Here is a 15,414-nt window from a genome sequence, read left to right as displayed (position 1 = left end):
ATCTCTTCGTGGATGCTTCCTACTACAAAATCCGGGACGGAGCACGGTACGTCACCAAGGCGGTCCTGGTGGTCGCCGGAGTGCGCGAGGATGGTTACCGGGAGATCTTGGGCGCGAGAGTCACCGACTGTGAGAATGAAGAATTCTGGTCGGGACTCTTCGAGGACCTCAAAGAACGAGGACTTGCCGGGGTTCAACTGGTCATCTCGGATGGGCATACCGGCATCCAGAAGGCGGCTGAAGCCGCCTTCCTCGGTGCATCCTGGCAGATGTGTCAGGTTCATTGTACCCGAGCCGTCTTGAGGAATATTCCCCGGAAACACCAGAAGGAGGTTGTAGAGGGGCTGAAGGAGGCCTATGGGAATGAGCAGAGACTCCAGGATCTCGCTGATGACCTGAATGCCCGGGGATACCGAAAAGCCGCAAACACCATCGAACGATTCCTCCCCGGGCTCATGAGTTACACGGCATTCCCAAAACAGCACGGAAAGCGGATCCGAACAACGAACATGATGGAACGGGTCAATAAGGAACTCAAACGAAGGACCAAGGTCGTAGGAGCGTTCCCGAACGAGGAATCCCTCCTCCGGCTGGTCGGATCCATCCTGATGGACATCAACGAGGAGTGGGTCACCGGAAGAAGGTATTTGACCATGCAGAAGGAATGATCAGGCAAGGAGACAGGGCTCAGGCAAATTACAGAAAATCTGAGACGTTACCGGTACCGGCGCCGGGGTGAGTGGGTGTGCGGGTGTGCGCGAAAGCCAGAATGCCGGAAGAGATCTCACGATACCACCTCCGCGGGGTGGAAATCAGGATCGAACGCCCCAACGCCACCCTTTGAGTGGCATCGCCGGCTGCAACGTGCTGAAAACAGGTACAAAGCGTGGGCCCATGTTGCAAGAGTCTCTGCCCGGAGCCCTCGACCACCGGACGAAGGTCGAACCCGGCATGTCTGCGGCGAGGGCTCTACCGCTCGTTGGAGACCCCTGTGATCCGTGGTACGCAAGGCTCGTCCGGGGGTGGAACGGGCGGGATGAGGTGATCCGGTAGAACGGAAGATGCCTCGCCGGAGTGGCTCAAAGTCGGATGGGATCCGGCGGTATGGGAGAACCGTTCGCGAGATCCATGTCCACCGGGGACCTGGAACCACCAGTATACGGCCGGCATCGAGCGGGGGCGGCCATGACCCGGGAGGTGGGTACCTTCAGCCACGGCATGGATGGACCGCTCAGGATCTCCGTCGAGGCCGGGCGCTACCGGATTGAGGGTGGAGACGCGATGGTCCGCCGGAGCGGGAGCACCATCAGGTGCGACGTACGACACCCGGTGGGGACGATGTCATCCACGGTCAAACGGCGAATGGTTCGGCAGAACCGGAGAGGGAACGCTCGCCGGCAGTGCTATGGTCTCTGCACAACCTGGGTAAGGAGATCCACCAATGCACAGATCCCCTGCATCCGGGGTGATGAGTGGAGCCGGAAAGCTCGGAGAAAGGTAACCCGGGAACCTGACGAAACCTATTTGTGGTAGCCACGATTATTATATCGTATCCAGAGGTGGAGTGACAATGGCGAAACCAATCGAACTTGGGCTTACCCTTGAGGGCGAAGATGCCCGGCGTTTCCATGAGTACATGGAGAGGCCCACCTATACCGACGACGCGCGGAAACTGATCCGGTTTGCGGCGCACAGAGCGCAACATCAGCGTCTGTGAGGATATGCCTCTCCCGGAACTCCATTTTTTACCGCTTTCCAGTGACCTGGATGTATCAGCCTTCAGGTGTGGTCATGCCGATCTGGATGAGTTCTTGATCGAGGATTCAAGGGAGTATCAGGAAGAGCGGCTGTCGGTAACCCATCTTGCGTATATCGACTCTGAACTGGTTGGGTTTTTCACCCTCGTCACCGACTGCATTGATGTCAAGCAGGTAGCCACGGAGGATGGGAGACGAGGGTACCCTTACCGAAAATACCCCGCTCTAAAGATCGCCCGGCTGGCAACCTCCTCAAAATATCAACGAATCGGTATCGGGTTTCTGATGCTCGGTGAGGTTCTGGCGCTCACGATGAATATATCAAAATATGTCGGGTGCAGGATCATCACTGTGGATTCAAAACAGGAATCTGTGGGATTTTACGAGAAATTCGGGTTCAAACGAGCAACCAGAAGATCCACCGATCCGGTCCATATGTATATGGATTATCACAAATTGCTGGAGATGGAATACCGATAGTGTGAGCATGCTGCCGGACTCCGGGCCCCTCTTGCGGATGACCTGGAGAAGGCGATGCAGGCGATCCGGTTGGCGTCGGGAAGAAACCGACGGCGTGAAGGTCCCATCAAACTTCCCGCTTGTGGTAAACCCGAACGTCCCACGGTCTCGGACAGGGGGTATCACCGTAGACCGAGAATGCCGCAACCACGGCCAGCATCCTGCAACCTTTCGCCGCGACGAGTACATTGAGTGTTCCGGTCACGTTCGCCTCGTTCGAGGCAGGATCCTACACCGACCGGGGCACCGGGGGGGCCGGCCAGAATGCCATCCGCGCCGGGGAGGACCTCCATCAAAAAGTCGAGGTCGGTGATACTCCCCTCGATGAAGTTCACCCGGGGATGATCGAGGAGGTGCTCGATGTTTTCCCGCCGCCCGGTGGCGAGGTTGTCGATGATGACGACGTCGTGATTTTGTGCCAGGGTGTCGGCAAGGTTCGAGCCGATGAAGCCGGCCCCGCCGGTGACGATGTAGCGCATGAAGAGATTATGGCGGTGGGGCCGTTTAGGGGTTTCTGAATGCTAGAGGTGTTAGAAACCCCTCCCGATAGGTGCTCTCACTTATTGCGTATGCTTCGACACCCCCATCTCCCCCGGCTCCGTTGACAATATGGATTTGGTGGACCGTATCGCGGTACTCGCGCATGCACCAGCGTTCAAACAACTGATTGCATAACGTTTCGAATCCTTCCCGCGGATCCCGATTTCTGGTCTGAAATTTTCCCAAAGCGTCAATAGCGTCACTCGTTAGGATCGGGTACCTCTGAGGAATATTTAATGGTATGTCGCCGGAACAGTATGCTATTGAACAACTTCGCACGATATAATCAGCAATTTTAGAGTTTAACGCCCGAGGACTGGCTCCAAAAACTACATCCAATCAAGATTGACTTTACTACTTTATTTTGCAGATGCGACGATGAGGATAAACCCTCGTCAACACTATCGCTGGAATCGGAGATTCAAAGAATGTCGACGAGGTTAAGCTCCACCGGAACTCTGGAAGTCTATTGTTCTATATCTTTATCCGCCTTAGTTTCAACTTGAGTTTCTTCGGTGGTGTAGTCTTTTTTCTGAGAAGATTCGTCTGGAGCACTCTCTTCTTGATTTTCGTTTACGTCTCCTTCAAGCCATTCGCTAGTCTCAGAATCATACCCTGTGGACAGGTAGTTTAAATTCCTAGATGGGCTATCCAGTAGTCTCTCAACCATGTCACTCTGCCTCATAAAAGGTGATATATCCATTGCTCTGGCTAGACTGTTCCATCTCGCAGCTGTTTCAGCTACGCTACCTAGGCTTGCCACATATGACTTATTTACTTCTTCGGCTAGGCTACTTAAGCCTGCAAAATGTGACCAATCTATTGCTCTGGCTAAACTGTTCCATCTCTCAGTTGCTTCATCTATGCTACCTAGGCTTGCCACATATGACTTATTTACTTCTTCGGCTAGGCTACTTAAGCCTGCAATATGCGACCTATCTATTGCTCTAGCTAAACTGTTTAATCCTTCAAGAGTATCGCTCAAATCGGTAGCCACATATAGGATTCGCTTTTTTTGTTCTTCTTCAAATTGAACCAATTTGTCTGAAGGCTCCTCCCCAACAGATTTCAAGGCCTCAGATAGAGTTTCAACAATAAATAGAGATTTTTCTGTCTTGCTTCGATATTCATCAATAAGGAATGTTGAATAATCTTTAAAATCCCCATCCCGAGAAATTAGGATCAAGTCGTCTGTAACATGTTCCAACAGTGACTCCCAAATGATTCCATCCCCGAGTGAATCTTTTTTTGAACTTATTGGTGGATTCCCAGTTAGTTTCCTGAAAAACGCCTTTTGAATTAAAGCATCACTTCTCTCGATTTTCATGACACTTGCGCTATTATACAACTGAATGAATTGGCTGAAAATAGGGTCTTTTGAACTATCAACGATCATTTCCTCAATTTTCTGAATTAGAGATTTTTTTATTTTAATGCAATCCTCTTTGATCTTTTCAAGTTGATTATATTCTGTAGAAGATCGGACCAATGACGTTGGATGTATCTCAATTTTGTAGTTTGTTTTTATATTGGATTTTAGCCTGCGTAATTTCTGATCTCGATTCCGAAGAAACTCATCGTATACTTGACGTGGAAAGACCGATTTATCTTTAACTTTTTCAATATCTTTAAAAATCTCAATTGTGTCTTCATTTGATTCATAAAGTCCTAGAAATATATTAGTATCTATGAATATTTTTGTCATACCGATACAATCCCTTGCTTAACCTTTGAGTAGAGTTTGGAACACTTCAATTTATCCATTTAATTCTCTTTATCCTTCGACCATATGGACGTAATTGCCAGGAATGATTTGAGAAATGCCTGTCTAGATTTAACGCTCTCATCCAGTACTTTTCACTCTATGAGTTCGTTCTTGCTTGAGTTGCATGACACTAAATCGTTCCAGACCTTTGCTGGGCGACTATTCTGAGTACGAACGTATTTCATACTGCTCTAATAATGATAGATCATTCATGGTGGGCATGGATGATTGAGGGGATAATGGGTAGCCTCATAGCTGCGGCACTGATAGAATGGGCTAAAAAATTCGGTGCGAATGCGTTTCGTGAGAAAGACATCAGCGACTGGATGAGATCCTCCGACTTTGCGGAATTCGTTGACAAGAAGGTACGCTCTGAAACACCTCCAGAACCTGTTCCCAATCTTGCGGTCCTAGCTAAGTTCTTTCCTTCTGATATAGTGCCACTCATTCTAGAGCAAGTCTTCGAAGAGAATGATAAGAGCCTGTCTGAACTTAAAGAAAAGTTTGTTGCAGCGTTTGAAGGCTATATTCCGGATTCTGAAGTTCGAAATCCTGAATTTGCCCGTTGGTTGTTTAATGTGCTGAAATCAGCATTCAAATCTTTTCTCTCTGTAAAAGCAAGAGAAGGAAATCCTGTCTCGATTGAACGTCTCCGTGTATTGCAGCGCAAGGAGGAAAAGGAGGAGCACAGGGAGATCAAAGTGGGGATAGAGGAACTCCAGCGATCCGCTGAGCGCTCTACAGGCGGTCAAATTCAGAAATTCATCCGGTGGCAGGAATATTTCAGTCGCGTTGAACAGCATTTAATGCCCCTGGATACAGGACCCCGGTTAAAGCAGACTGGGTACTACCTGAATATAGTAAAGGAGTTCTTGGCTGACAACCACAATAAAATCCTTGTTCTCCATGCTCCGGGCGGGTCTGGAAAATCACACCTGCTCCGTCAGATCGCGTTCGATCTCGAAGAAAGGCATCCAGAGTATATCATACTCTCAGTAACACCAGGTTACCCGAACCTGGAGAGTGCCCTCCCGGGCGAGTTGGATGGCGACAGACGATATCTCCTGCTATTTGACGATGCAGACAGATGGCATAAGGAGTTCGCTCCACTCTTTGCGTATGTAAAATATCAGTCTTCGAACGTGAAGATAATCCTCACAACACGAACTGCGGGCCTACGAGGCATCCAGACCGTTCTTAACGAACAGTTTTGCCAAGATCTGACTGAAGAGATTAGGATCGGAAATAGGAGCGAGGATGACCTCAGAGAACTGTTACGGTTTGTTCTCGGTGGCAGACACCATAATAAGGAGGGACTGATTGTTTCGATGCTCCCGAATCCCTATCTCATCGTCTGGGCTGGAAATATCATCAACGGAGACCCAGGGATTACAGTTGAAAGACTGCGGCGAAAATTCGCTGATGATCTGGAGTTTGAGACCACCCGATCGCTCATACCGGAATTCGATAAAGGAAGAGTTGGTGAACTTCTGGCGGGTCTTGCGCTGATAGGGCCTTTTAGGCGAAACGATAGGGCTGTCCTCTCGCTGCTAAAGGGGAAATTTGGTCTTACTGAAGAGACAATACAGGCCCAGATCGATCAGATGGTAAAAAATGGCGTCCTCAGGGAGGTTGGTTACTCGATAAGGTTCAATCCGGATATGAAGGGCGATCTCTACCTTGCGCACTACATTGATCAGATCCGTAACTTTGACGCGTTGAGCGAGTGGATAGAGTCTTGGGAACCACGTTTTAATGACAAAATTCTTACAAATCTTGAGGCGGCTTCAGGGTTCTGTGAAGAAGATGTCATTAAGGATTACTTCGCCTCGTGGATCCGTAAAGCCATTGCAGAGTCGAAAGATCTCTCGGGCTATCACCGGACAGAGTGTCTGGAGGCTCTCTCCAAGTTCTGCTATCAGGTTCCTGAAGAGTCGATCGACCTCATGTACACCTATATCGACACTCCCCCTCCCGGAGACGAAGATGATGCTATCCTGTCTCCGACTCAGGATACCTACGGAACTGTAGTGATTCGTCTGATCCATGCTGGGTTCTCACGGGAAGAGATATTCGATCTCCTTGAGCACATCTATAAAAATGTCCCTAGTGGACAGTACTCTAATTATATGGTGGAATCCATGGTCACTGAGACCGTCTCTCCTTTTTACAATACACTTGATAAGATACGTGAAACATTGACTCTACTAGAGAGTAGGCTTGACGCGGAGAACGAATTTTCCATCGTTGCGCTTGGGAAGGCCCTCTCAGAGGCACTGAGAGCAGACCATGAGATAAGTTACCTATCATCGCCTTACACGATAACCAGGGATGTACGACCACTTCCAGCCACTCCTGCTGTCCTTGAAACCCGGGAACACGCAATCTCGATACTAAAGAGGGTGCTTTGCCATCAATCAGTGCATGTAAGAAGAAAGGCTGTTGAGACCTCCGGGAAGATCGGATCTAAGTTTGGAGATGGAGAATTCTCACTCTCAGAGAGGATTGCAGAGGAGCGGAGGATCATTTTAGCGGAACTCGAGCAGTTAATCCCGCGTGAGACTGACTATGGGGTATTATGCAATATCGAGAGTCTCCTCTTCCGGTGGTGGGAGTACAAAGTTTCAGGTACGGAAGATGCTGAGTCAATTTTAAAGGCGTTTCCGCGTCCCATGGAGTATATCATCTATGGATTTTTATTCTACTCGAGACCGCTGCTCCTCTCATTCAACCCGGAGACGATACCTTCGGGCGAGGAGGAGAGGCGTAAGTGGTGTTCAGGCGTGAAACTTGGTTTTGCAATTCCAGAGAATATATTTACCGAATTTAGTGAACCTATCTTGAGTTTCCTCTCTACCACATACCCGGATGCTAGTTCAGTCATCACCCTGCTCCAGGACCTTCAGGCGTACCAGGAGCATGCAAATATCAACTATCACCTGTTGGACTCTCTATTGTCTGCCTGGATCGCGAAGGATCCAGACATATTCTTCGAATTGCGCGATCGGGAGCATACCTGGAGCGAGCTGCCGATCGGATTCAAAAATGCCATTGATCTCGGGCTGTGCACTCATGATCCAGAACAATTAGATTCCTTTGCGGGTGAAGTGCTGGTTGCTTCTCAACACGTAGACTCCAGAAGAATAGAGCGCTTTATATGGCTCATGACAAGGTATCCTCCAGATGAGGCTAGAGTCAGAGATTGGCTGACCAAACTGATCGATACTGGTGAAAGAGAGATCCACCTGACACTTCTCTATAATCTATGGTTGTTTTCCTCCCGCCTTGAGAATTACGAGATCTGCGTAACGTCCTATCTGGATATCTTGAGCTACTACGAGACGATGGATGAAAAACTCCTTGATCTTATTGCTACGTATGTATTACACGATCTGAAAGAGAATGAAGACCGTCTGGATAGCCATCAGAAAGAGTCAATCAAAAGTTGCTTCAAGGAGAAACTAATCGCTACTTCTTCGCTTGGGAACGGTCCTGAACATCATGTTCAGACGTTAATAAATTACATTCTCACCGAGAAAGAGGATATTCTGGATTTTATCCGCCAAAGGGCTGAGAGGAAGCGAAATGCACGTAATTACCAGATACTTCCTCTGAATGGGGTTTCATTTTTGATGAACGTAAAAGAGTGCGCTGAATTAGAGCCTATCCTTGATGAACTGTTCACTCTTATGAACGAGAGACTCATATATCGTGAGCAACTCTCTGTTCAATTGAGATCAATTGCATCTTTGAAACACCAGGTGTCAGGAAAGTTATGCCTTGAAGAGTATGCCGAGCACCTGCTGGGTGGAGGTAAGGTGAATGACGCCCTGTTCCTCTGCTCCGTCCTCCTCTCCCAACCCGGAACCGAGGGAACCATCCTCAAGATCCTGGGTGATGCGATTGCCGCTGGTAAAAGAGATGATCTCAGGAGACTATTTGGTGGATACATCCGGTATGATGTAATCACGTTCATGGGCGGCCATTCACCTGAACTTGAGCGCAAAAAAGAGGCCATTTCCCGTTTATTGAGCTTTGCACCCCCGGGAAGCCTCCGGGCAGTTCTTCGCGAGGCGTTACAAGGGGTTGATGCTGAGATTCAGAGTGTAAAAATGGAATATGAAGAGGATCTTGTGGAGAGGTAGCATCGAGAGGGTGCAGATGAAACATAGACTGTTTAACCTGCTTAAAAAAGGTGTACTATGACCCTGAACAATGAGGAAAGCATGGATCGTTTGTCGGATTTCGAAGCAATCGATCGTGTGTTCAATGATCTGATCTGGATATCGAGAGATGCCGATTGCTTTGTCGCGGTTGATTATCTTACCCATATGACAGAAGTGGGTTCTACAGAGGCTGAGGCGGTTGAAAATTTAAAGCAAGCGATCAGAGAGCATATCAGTGCTGTCAAAAGCATCTTAGAGCAGATGAGAGATTTTGATCGAGCACTCCGGGAACAATGTGGGAGATAACTGATGTCGCGGCTTCCTGACTTACCTCTTCAGACGGTAATCGATCTATTGCGGGAATTTGATTATTCTGAGATGCAAAGAAGTGATCGCTATATTCACCTCAGACATGCTGATGACAGTATAGTGATCACAATTCCCAACAGAACTAAAGTCCATGGAGCCATCCTCCGGTCTGCTCTTTGTCAGGGTGGGATCCCAGAGAAAGTCTTTATTGAGGGATTAAAGGGAATCATACCTGTCTTCGGCAAAGAATCTGTTATTGCCCATGTGGATATCCTTGGATTTAAGTCATTGCTCACTGAGGCCAAAAAAAGCGAGTCCAAGTTCGATGAAGTGCTTAACCACTATCATAGTGCCCTGAGATCCGCATTTTCCAGTATCAAATCAATGACAGAGAGGAGGCACAAGTTCAACTGGAGGCGTATCTGTCATGTGCGCGTATATACCGATAACTTATTGTTTATCTCTGAACTGGAGAATCAAACTGAAGGTGAACCGGATTTTGGGCGGGCACTCGATGAGATCGCGATGTATCAGTTAGAACTGGCTATAAGAGGGTATTTTGTTCGGGGAGGTATCGTTTTAGAGAGATGTTACTGCGATGAGGTGACTGTGTTTAGTCCAGCTCTCGCAGATGCGGAAGGTATTGAAAAAAACGCCTATTTTCCCCGGATCATCCTTGAGAGTTCTGCTAAAGAAAAACTCCTAAGATATCTAGAGTGGTATCGTGCCCCGGCATTTTGTCACTTTAATGATATGGTCGTCATCGATCCTGACGGCACATGGTTTATCAACTATTTGTACGTCCTCAGGTGGTTCAGTGATGATATGATGGGCATGATGGAACGCTATGGTGAAAAACTCCCTGTATCTGAAGGACCTTACTTTCCCGCAGCGATCTCTGAACTTCATCAGCATAGAGATCATATCAAGAAACGGTTGGCGGAGTTTAAGGACAATCCTGCGATCTTTCGAAAGTATCTCTGGTTGGCCTGTTACCACAACTGGTTCTGTTCTACGTATTTCTCGGAGGATGGCGATGTTAGGATTCCGGATGTCGGAACTGAACTCATGTTCACAGGTTGTCTGGTGGCAAAATCTCGAATAAACCACAATGATAGGTAATAGGGGGGTTTTCCTCCCCGGTAGATAGTGGAACAAAGTGGCGATGCACCTCACCCTGAACACCGATGGCCGCCAAACTCCAGAGTCTCAGGTCTCCCCAATCTCCCTGATCACCGGCTCCGCTTCCCGAAACATCTCATCAACGAAGCTGACCGCCTCTTTTGCTTCATCAAGGGTGATATGAGGCTTGAGTTCAGTGATCCGCCGTGCCCTGGCCTCGCACCCCCGGCCCGGTGCCTCGTTTGTCACGTAGAGGGCCGTGGAGATCTTCTCGAGGTCTTTCACCCCGCGCGTCCCGAACTTCCCGGCAACGAAGGATATCGCAGGCCGGTATCTCGCGAGCGCCCGGGGCACCCTTGCCTTTAACCCGGCACTCACGTTCGTTGTCTTGAGGGCATTCCCGTACGGCTCGGGCTTGATCTCCCATTCCAGAAGAGCATCGGCCCGCATCGATGCCAGCTCATCTGAGAGGTCGAAGGAGAAAGGGCCGTGCTTGTACAGCACATAGGGAAACCCAAGGGGTATACCCATCATCGCTTCGAGGAAGTAGGTGGCCTTCTGGATATGTGTCTCCCCGCACCAGCTCCCGTAGCTCGTGAGCTCATCGATGAGCTCAACTAGCAGTCCGTCTCTCTGTATCTGCTTCATGTCATATCCTCCGGTTCTGATCCAGACTCGATAATGTTTTCGCGGTTCTCGTTCAGCCATACCCTTCCGGCATCGAGCAACTCCGGGTGGATGTACACCGTATCCACCGCAACTTCGGGAATATGCCGAAGCACATCCGATTTCAGGAGGGAGGATACGATCCTCTCATCCAGTTCGAGAACGGGGAACGCCACCTGACTCGCAGATACCTTCGGCCTATCGTGGCGTACGTTTTCTTCTCCAAACACTTCACACGCGACCGTATAGATTGCCAGCCCCGCCTCCCTGCACTTCAGGACATCGTCCGGGTTTCTCGTATAAAGCACCCGGTAATGGTTTCGCATCACGATCCTCTCTGCAGCATCATGGCCCGGGAGATCTGGATCCCTGCTGGCTCTCCATATGCCGGCCATCACCTCGTTATCGGTGAGGTTGAGCAGCCCTGTGACATCACCAGGGAACCGACCCCCGAGAAGCCATGCCTGAAGATACTCCTTCAGGTGTATATCATAGATCCGCCGCACGGGGTGAAAGTATAGCTGACTGAACATGAAGTATCGTGCCAGCAGGAGTGCCTCTGCCGATTGAAGACCCCCGGACTCCACGCCAAGGGCAGGTTCCTTTGATCCGCCCTCATAGGTTTTAGGAAGGATCCGAAGGGTCTCTATCAGGCGATAGTGATCGAACCTACCGTATGCGACCCCGGTATGGTGTGAGTCCCGCAGGAGATAGTCCATTCGATCGGCACCGAACGCATCTCCCGTGATGATCTCTGAGAGTATCGCTTCAGTATTGGAAAAAGTCTTCTTTTTAGGGTGATTTCGACCCAGCGCGAGTTTTGCCACATCTTCGCTCTGGATCTTCAACTTTACCCAGATCTTCTCCATCTCGTCGCTCTCGATGAGTCGGAGGGTCATCGCCTCATGGTTGCAGTCCCCGGGAAAGAGGTCTTCTGAAGCATGGGAGAAAGGGGCATGACCGATGTCATGGATGAGAGCCGCCATTCTCAGGACACGTCGATAGTACATCCCATCGTACTCACCACGGTCGATCCCCAGGATCTCGGTCTCTCCGCTCTCCAGCACGGCGTTATAGATCCGTGTGGCCAGTTCCATGACACCAAGCGAGTGCTCAAACCGCCTGTGGGTTGCTCCCGGATAAACCAGGCTGGTCAACGCAAGTTGGTGGATATGGCGGAGGCGCTGGACCGGCGCTGAGTTCAAGACCTCTCTCTCGCTAGAGTTCATATGGATGAACGCGTAGATCGGATCCCTGATCTCGTGGTTGTTCTTCTTTGCCGTTCCCCTCACCTTCTTCTCAAGCGATCCCCGTCTCCAAAAAACGAAACCTGAATATTAACTTTCCTTAAGGTATGTGTGGAGAATCGATTGGGATATATCTTTTGATACGCGTTTAACATGCCAGATCGCCCCTACGGCGATATATGGCAGACTTCTTCTCAGAAGAGAGGGGTCTTGGGGTCCTGGGCGGGTCATACCCGGGATTCTGGAGATCACCCGCACGCCTGAGCACCCGCACAATCACCGCCACCGCCCCGCCGACAACCCCGCCGGCCCCGGCGCTCACCGTCGAAAGCCGCCGCTCCTCCCCGGCCTTCTCCGCCCGCCAGCCCTCCAGCGCCCGGATCCGGCCCTCGAACTCCTCATCCTGCGCCTCCATCTGCCGCAACATCCGGCAGATCCACTTCACATCCCGGTTCGTCTCGTAAACCAGCTCCCGCGTGGTCTTCTCCTCGGTCATCCTGGTAACCCTCCCGGAGAGCAATAGGATGCCGAAGAGAAAAAGGCTGGCCGCAAGGACTATATGCAGAAATCTCAGTAGAAAAAACGCTTGTCCAGCCGCGACCGGCGGCAATACTCTGCCGCCGGTTCAGGAGTTACCGTACCTCCCCGGCGGGTCTGCCGGCCTCACCCGGTGAGTTCGACCTCGCCTGCCGCGAGAGGCCGGCAGCAAAGCCTGCCACTGTGGACATCCTTCATCACGGCATCGATCTTCCGGGAAACTTCCGCGCTGTAGTATGCTTCGCCGCACCGGTCGCAGATGAAGGCCGGAACGTCCCTGATGACGATGATCTCGTCCCCTACCCGCGCCATGAACTCGGTCTTTCCTTCCTGCAGGGTTCCTTTACAGAACGTGCATCGCTCTGGAATCATTCCTTTTTCCTCCTTGTTCGCGTATCGATCCAATGCTCGTCATCCGGCACGTAGGCGGTGATGACCCGGAGATGATCATCGCAGATCCCGAGTACTACATGATACACGTGGTCACCTATAAAGCCGAGCATGAGCAGGGAGGGACAGGGCTCATCGTCGGAATATGATTCGAGAATCTTGCCAGCCCTGATTGCCGAAAGGAGGTCGTCGGTGGAGATGTTGCGCTCAAACATCCTGACCCGGGCATGATGCGAGACGATGACTGAATCCCGGTCTACCAATCTGATGATCTCTTCTTTGCTATGATCCACGTCTTCTCTTCCCTTGTCGATCTTGTCTCCTGCACACTAAAACCTTCTTAGCCGTGAGTGCATCTGGAGGCTGCCTCCTGGCTCGTACCTGTATGCGGCGTTCTTCTCGTGCGGTTCATTCCGGCGTTTTCTGATAAAGTCAGGCTAATGCCCTCCCGGGTATACCCTATAATCGTCTGTCATATTCCCGGGAAGCCTGGCAGGCAGGAACTACCAACCATGGCAGATTTCGTGCAGACAACCGTGAACAGAACGGCGGTCCGGGACCTCGCCGTCCCGATCGCCACCGTAACGTCGTTTAACAACCTCATCGAGAGCGTCATCGAGGACAACCCCTTCGGGTGCGTCGGGTATACCGGCTCTGATGGCGTCCCCGTCGATCCGGTCATCCGGAACCGCGAGCACTACACCGCGAAGGTGAACTTCCTCGACGGCGAGGGCAAGCGGGTGGGCACCGTCTCGCTCCAGTCCCCGACGATCGCCGCGTTTAACGCGAACGCAGCGGCCGTGATGGGCAACGCCGCCCTCGCGACGGCGATGGGCGGCGAGGCCGTCCGCGACGAGCCCCACGAGACCTACTACGCTCAGCTCAAGTGCCACGACCCCGCCGGTGAAGACTACTACGTCACCTTCACCCGGAAGACCGTCCGGCTCTCGTCCTACCAGGACGACGCAATCCGCGATGCGGTCGAGTCCTGGGCCGACGGCATCGCGTCGCTCGAGTGAAGCGGGGACTCTTTCCCCTTCACTTTCAGACCGCGCACGGCTCCTTGTTATCTACTACCTCTTCTCCAGTCTCTCCTATGACGCACTCGCCCCTTCTCCGCAGTGACCAGACCCTCTTCAGAGATCCCGACGTCTTCGAACTCACGTTCGTCCCCGAGCACCTCCACCACCGCGACGCCCAGGTCAAAGAACTCGCCTTCCTCATCAGCCCGGCCCTCCGGGGCGGGAGCGCCCTCTCCGCCATCCTCCGCGGCCCGCCCGGGACCGGGAAGACCACCACCGTCCACCGGATCTTTACCATGATCCGGGAGGAGACGCAGAGGATCATCCCGGCCTATGTCAACTGCCGGCAGGACCACACCCCGCTCGCCGTCTACGGGAGCATCTTCAAGCAGGTCTGCGGCTACGCCCCGCCCCCGACCGGCTGGCACCTCGACGATGTCAAAGAGGGGATCGTCTCCCGGCTCCGGGATCGTAACGCCGCGCTCGTCGTCTGCCTCGACGACGCCGACGACCTCATAGTGGCCGGGACCTACAACCCCCTCCTCTACCAGATCCTCCGGCTCTACGAGAAGTGGGACGTCCGGAAGGCCGGGGTCTTCGCGGTCACGAGCGACCTTGACCTGAACCTCGGAGCCGAGGCCGACTCAAGCGTCCGGTCGGTCTTCCACCCGACCGAGATCACCTTCCTGCCCTACACAAAGGCCGAGGTCCGCGAGATCCTCGCCGACCGCGTCCGGCAGGGTCTCTATCCCCGGGTGCTGCCGAAGCCGCTCCTCGACCGGATCGCGCGGTTCGCCGCCGGCGAACAGGACGTCCGGGTCGGGATCGACCTCGTCCGGCAAGCAGCCCACCGGGCGGAGAAGGACGGCCGCCGCCGGGTCACCCACGCCGACGTCACCGCAGCAGCCCGGGCGGTCACGGCGCCGGCCCTCCGGAACCGGGCAGCGGGGCTCTCGGCGGGCGAGCGGGCGCTCGCCCGCTGGATCGCGGAACGGTCCCGCGACGGGGCGGATATGGCGTCGGGGGCGGTCTTTGAAGCGGCACAGGAGTACCTCCCGGTCGGGAAGACAGCCTACCACGAGCACCTCAACGCCCTTGCAAAGGCCGGGATCGTCGATCTTGTGCCCCGGACGGGCCGGGGGCGGGAGGTCCGGCTCCGCTACGATGCCGGGGACGTGGCCGCCGCCTGCAGATCGCCGGACCAGACCTGCAAAATCCCGAACGGATCCTGAGATCCCGTAACCCCTGGTCCTGCCCCGGATGGGAGATTCCTCATAAATCCTCATTTTTTGAACGTTTGCAATAAAGTAAGGCTTATATGGGGCCTGTTGCTTTTTCCGAACCCATCGGCGTACCCTTTTAACCGTCAGTCCC

At 52.3% G+C, this 15,414-nt stretch carries 16 protein-coding genes; 9 read left to right on the top strand and 7 right to left on the bottom strand.

From position 1 onward, the window contains the following. The 4 genes from FGW20_RS12495 to FGW20_RS12480 all read left to right on the top strand — a co-directional run. Positions 1-668 (top strand): IS256 family transposase (locus tag FGW20_RS12495; RefSeq protein WP_301678416.1); only part of this gene is annotated, 668 nt, incomplete at its 5' end. 226 nt (positions 669-894) lie between these two features. Next, positions 895-1,053 carry a hypothetical protein gene (locus tag FGW20_RS12490; protein WP_301678415.1) on the top strand — a complete coding sequence of 53 codons (159 nt, stop codon included), beginning with the start codon at positions 895-897 and terminating at the stop codon, positions 1,051-1,053. Between the two features lie 517 nt (positions 1,054-1,570). Continuing rightward, positions 1,571-1,717, top strand: a complete 147-nt coding sequence (locus FGW20_RS12485; protein ID WP_214076819.1) for a hypothetical protein — start codon at positions 1,571-1,573, stop codon at positions 1,715-1,717. A 4-nt stretch (positions 1,718-1,721) separates the two neighbouring features. Beyond that, positions 1,722-2,237, top strand: a complete 516-nt coding sequence (locus FGW20_RS12480; protein WP_261598563.1) for a GNAT family N-acetyltransferase — start codon at positions 1,722-1,724, stop codon at positions 2,235-2,237. A 161-nt stretch (positions 2,238-2,398) separates the two neighbouring features. On the opposite strand, the gene FGW20_RS12475 is transcribed toward FGW20_RS12480, so the two are convergent. Together FGW20_RS12475 and FGW20_RS12470 are read right to left on the bottom strand one after the other, a co-directional pair. After that, positions 2,399-2,755 carry an NAD-dependent epimerase/dehydratase family protein gene (locus FGW20_RS12475; RefSeq protein WP_301678414.1) on the bottom strand — a complete coding sequence of 119 codons (357 nt, stop codon included), beginning with the start codon at positions 2,753-2,755 and terminating at the stop codon, positions 2,399-2,401. Between the two features lie 527 nt (positions 2,756-3,282). After that, positions 3,283-4,521 carry a PIN domain-containing protein gene (locus tag FGW20_RS12470; protein WP_301678413.1) on the bottom strand — a complete coding sequence of 413 codons (1,239 nt, stop codon included), beginning with the start codon at positions 4,519-4,521 and terminating at the stop codon, positions 3,283-3,285. A 257-nt stretch (positions 4,522-4,778) separates the two neighbouring features. On the opposite strand from FGW20_RS12470, the gene FGW20_RS12465 reads away from it, so the two are divergent. Genes FGW20_RS12465 through FGW20_RS12455 form a run of 3 tightly spaced genes read left to right on the top strand, consistent with a single transcriptional unit; the run spans position 4,779 to position 10,178 of the window. Next, a complete protein-coding gene (locus tag FGW20_RS12465) occupies positions 4,779-8,726 on the top strand; it encodes a P-loop NTPase (protein ID WP_301678412.1) in 3,948 nt (1,315 codons plus the stop codon). A gap of 57 nt (positions 8,727-8,783) precedes the next feature. Then, on the top strand, positions 8,784-9,053 hold the full coding sequence (locus tag FGW20_RS12460) for a hypothetical protein (protein WP_301678411.1): 270 nt from the start codon (positions 8,784-8,786) through the stop codon (positions 9,051-9,053). A 3-nt stretch (positions 9,054-9,056) separates the two neighbouring features. Next, on the top strand, positions 9,057-10,178 hold the full coding sequence (locus tag FGW20_RS12455; protein WP_301678410.1) for a type II toxin-antitoxin system HicA family toxin: 1,122 nt from the start codon (positions 9,057-9,059) through the stop codon (positions 10,176-10,178). An 87-nt stretch (positions 10,179-10,265) separates the two neighbouring features. On the opposite strand, the gene FGW20_RS12450 is transcribed toward FGW20_RS12455, so the two are convergent. From FGW20_RS12450 to FGW20_RS12430, 5 genes are all read right to left on the bottom strand, one after another. Further along, positions 10,266-10,826 (bottom strand): hypothetical protein, encoded by a 561-nt coding sequence (locus FGW20_RS12450; protein ID WP_292490801.1) that lies wholly within the window; start codon positions 10,824-10,826, stop codon positions 10,266-10,268. Next, positions 10,823-12,136 (bottom strand): HD domain-containing protein, encoded by a 1,314-nt coding sequence (locus tag FGW20_RS12445; RefSeq protein ID WP_292490802.1) that lies wholly within the window; start codon positions 12,134-12,136, stop codon positions 10,823-10,825. The genes FGW20_RS12450 and FGW20_RS12445 overlap by 4 nt, the downstream gene beginning before the upstream one ends. A 103-nt stretch (positions 12,137-12,239) precedes the next feature. Next, entirely contained in the window at positions 12,240-12,587 is a 348-nt protein-coding gene (locus tag FGW20_RS12440; RefSeq protein ID WP_367617953.1) for a hypothetical protein, read from the bottom strand. A 167-nt stretch (positions 12,588-12,754) separates the two neighbouring features. Continuing rightward, positions 12,755-13,000, bottom strand: coding sequence for a type II toxin-antitoxin system MqsA family antitoxin (locus FGW20_RS12435; protein ID WP_214076880.1), 246 nt, complete (start codon positions 12,998-13,000; stop codon positions 12,755-12,757). Beyond that, complete coding sequence (locus FGW20_RS12430) at positions 12,997-13,311, bottom strand: DUF4258 domain-containing protein (RefSeq protein WP_301678409.1); 315 nt, start codon at positions 13,309-13,311, stop codon at positions 12,997-12,999. Before FGW20_RS12430 ends, FGW20_RS12435 begins: the two co-directional genes overlap by 4 nt. A 219-nt stretch (positions 13,312-13,530) precedes the next feature. Here FGW20_RS12430 and FGW20_RS12425 point away from each other — a divergent pair, with 219 nt between their 5' ends. Further along, complete coding sequence (locus FGW20_RS12425; RefSeq protein ID WP_301678408.1) at positions 13,531-14,037, top strand: hypothetical protein; 507 nt, start codon at positions 13,531-13,533, stop codon at positions 14,035-14,037. Positions 14,038-14,114: 77 nt separating this feature from the next. After that, the gene (locus FGW20_RS12420; RefSeq protein ID WP_301678407.1) at positions 14,115-15,272 is read left to right on the top strand and encodes an AAA family ATPase; all 1,158 of its coding nucleotides are present in this window, start codon (positions 14,115-14,117) and stop codon (positions 15,270-15,272) included. The last annotated feature ends 142 nt before the right edge of the window (positions 15,273-15,414 follow it).

The organism is Methanoculleus methanifontis, assembly GCF_030464365.1.
GTDB lineage: Archaea > Halobacteriota > Methanomicrobia > Methanomicrobiales > Methanoculleaceae > Methanoculleus > Methanoculleus methanifontis.
This window is presented reverse-complemented; position numbering and strand designations above follow the sequence as displayed.

What these genes read in the sequence shown, in the direction of transcription:
- FGW20_RS12490 (WP_301678415.1), top strand. Translation starts at nt 895, where the DNA reads ATGTTGCAAGAGTCTCTGCCCGGAGCCCTCGACCACCGGACGAAGGTC.
- FGW20_RS12485 (WP_214076819.1), top strand. Translation starts at nt 1,571, where the DNA reads ATGGCGAAACCAATCGAACTTGGGCTTACCCTTGAGGGCGAAGATGCC.
- FGW20_RS12480 (WP_261598563.1), top strand. Translation starts at nt 1,722, where the DNA reads ATGCCTCTCCCGGAACTCCATTTTTTACCGCTTTCCAGTGACCTGGAT.
- FGW20_RS12475 (WP_301678414.1), bottom strand. Translation starts at nt 2,755, where the DNA reads ATGCGCTACATCGTCACCGGCGGGGCCGGCTTCATCGGCTCGAACCTT.
- FGW20_RS12470 (WP_301678413.1), bottom strand. Translation starts at nt 4,521, where the DNA reads ATGACAAAAATATTCATAGATACTAATATATTTCTAGGACTTTATGAA.
- FGW20_RS12465 (WP_301678412.1), top strand. Translation starts at nt 4,779, where the DNA reads ATGATAGATCATTCATGGTGGGCATGGATGATTGAGGGGATAATGGGT.
- FGW20_RS12460 (WP_301678411.1), top strand. Translation starts at nt 8,784, where the DNA reads ATGACCCTGAACAATGAGGAAAGCATGGATCGTTTGTCGGATTTCGAA.
- FGW20_RS12455 (WP_301678410.1), top strand. Translation starts at nt 9,057, where the DNA reads ATGTCGCGGCTTCCTGACTTACCTCTTCAGACGGTAATCGATCTATTG.
- FGW20_RS12450 (WP_292490801.1), bottom strand. Translation starts at nt 10,826, where the DNA reads ATGAAGCAGATACAGAGAGACGGACTGCTAGTTGAGCTCATCGATGAG.
- FGW20_RS12440 (WP_367617953.1), bottom strand. Translation starts at nt 12,587, where the DNA reads ATGACCGAGGAGAAGACCACGCGGGAGCTGGTTTACGAGACGAACCGG.
- FGW20_RS12435 (WP_214076880.1), bottom strand. Translation starts at nt 13,000, where the DNA reads ATGATTCCAGAGCGATGCACGTTCTGTAAAGGAACCCTGCAGGAAGGA.
- FGW20_RS12425 (WP_301678408.1), top strand. Translation starts at nt 13,531, where the DNA reads ATGGCAGATTTCGTGCAGACAACCGTGAACAGAACGGCGGTCCGGGAC.
- FGW20_RS12420 (WP_301678407.1), top strand. Translation starts at nt 14,115, where the DNA reads ATGACGCACTCGCCCCTTCTCCGCAGTGACCAGACCCTCTTCAGAGAT.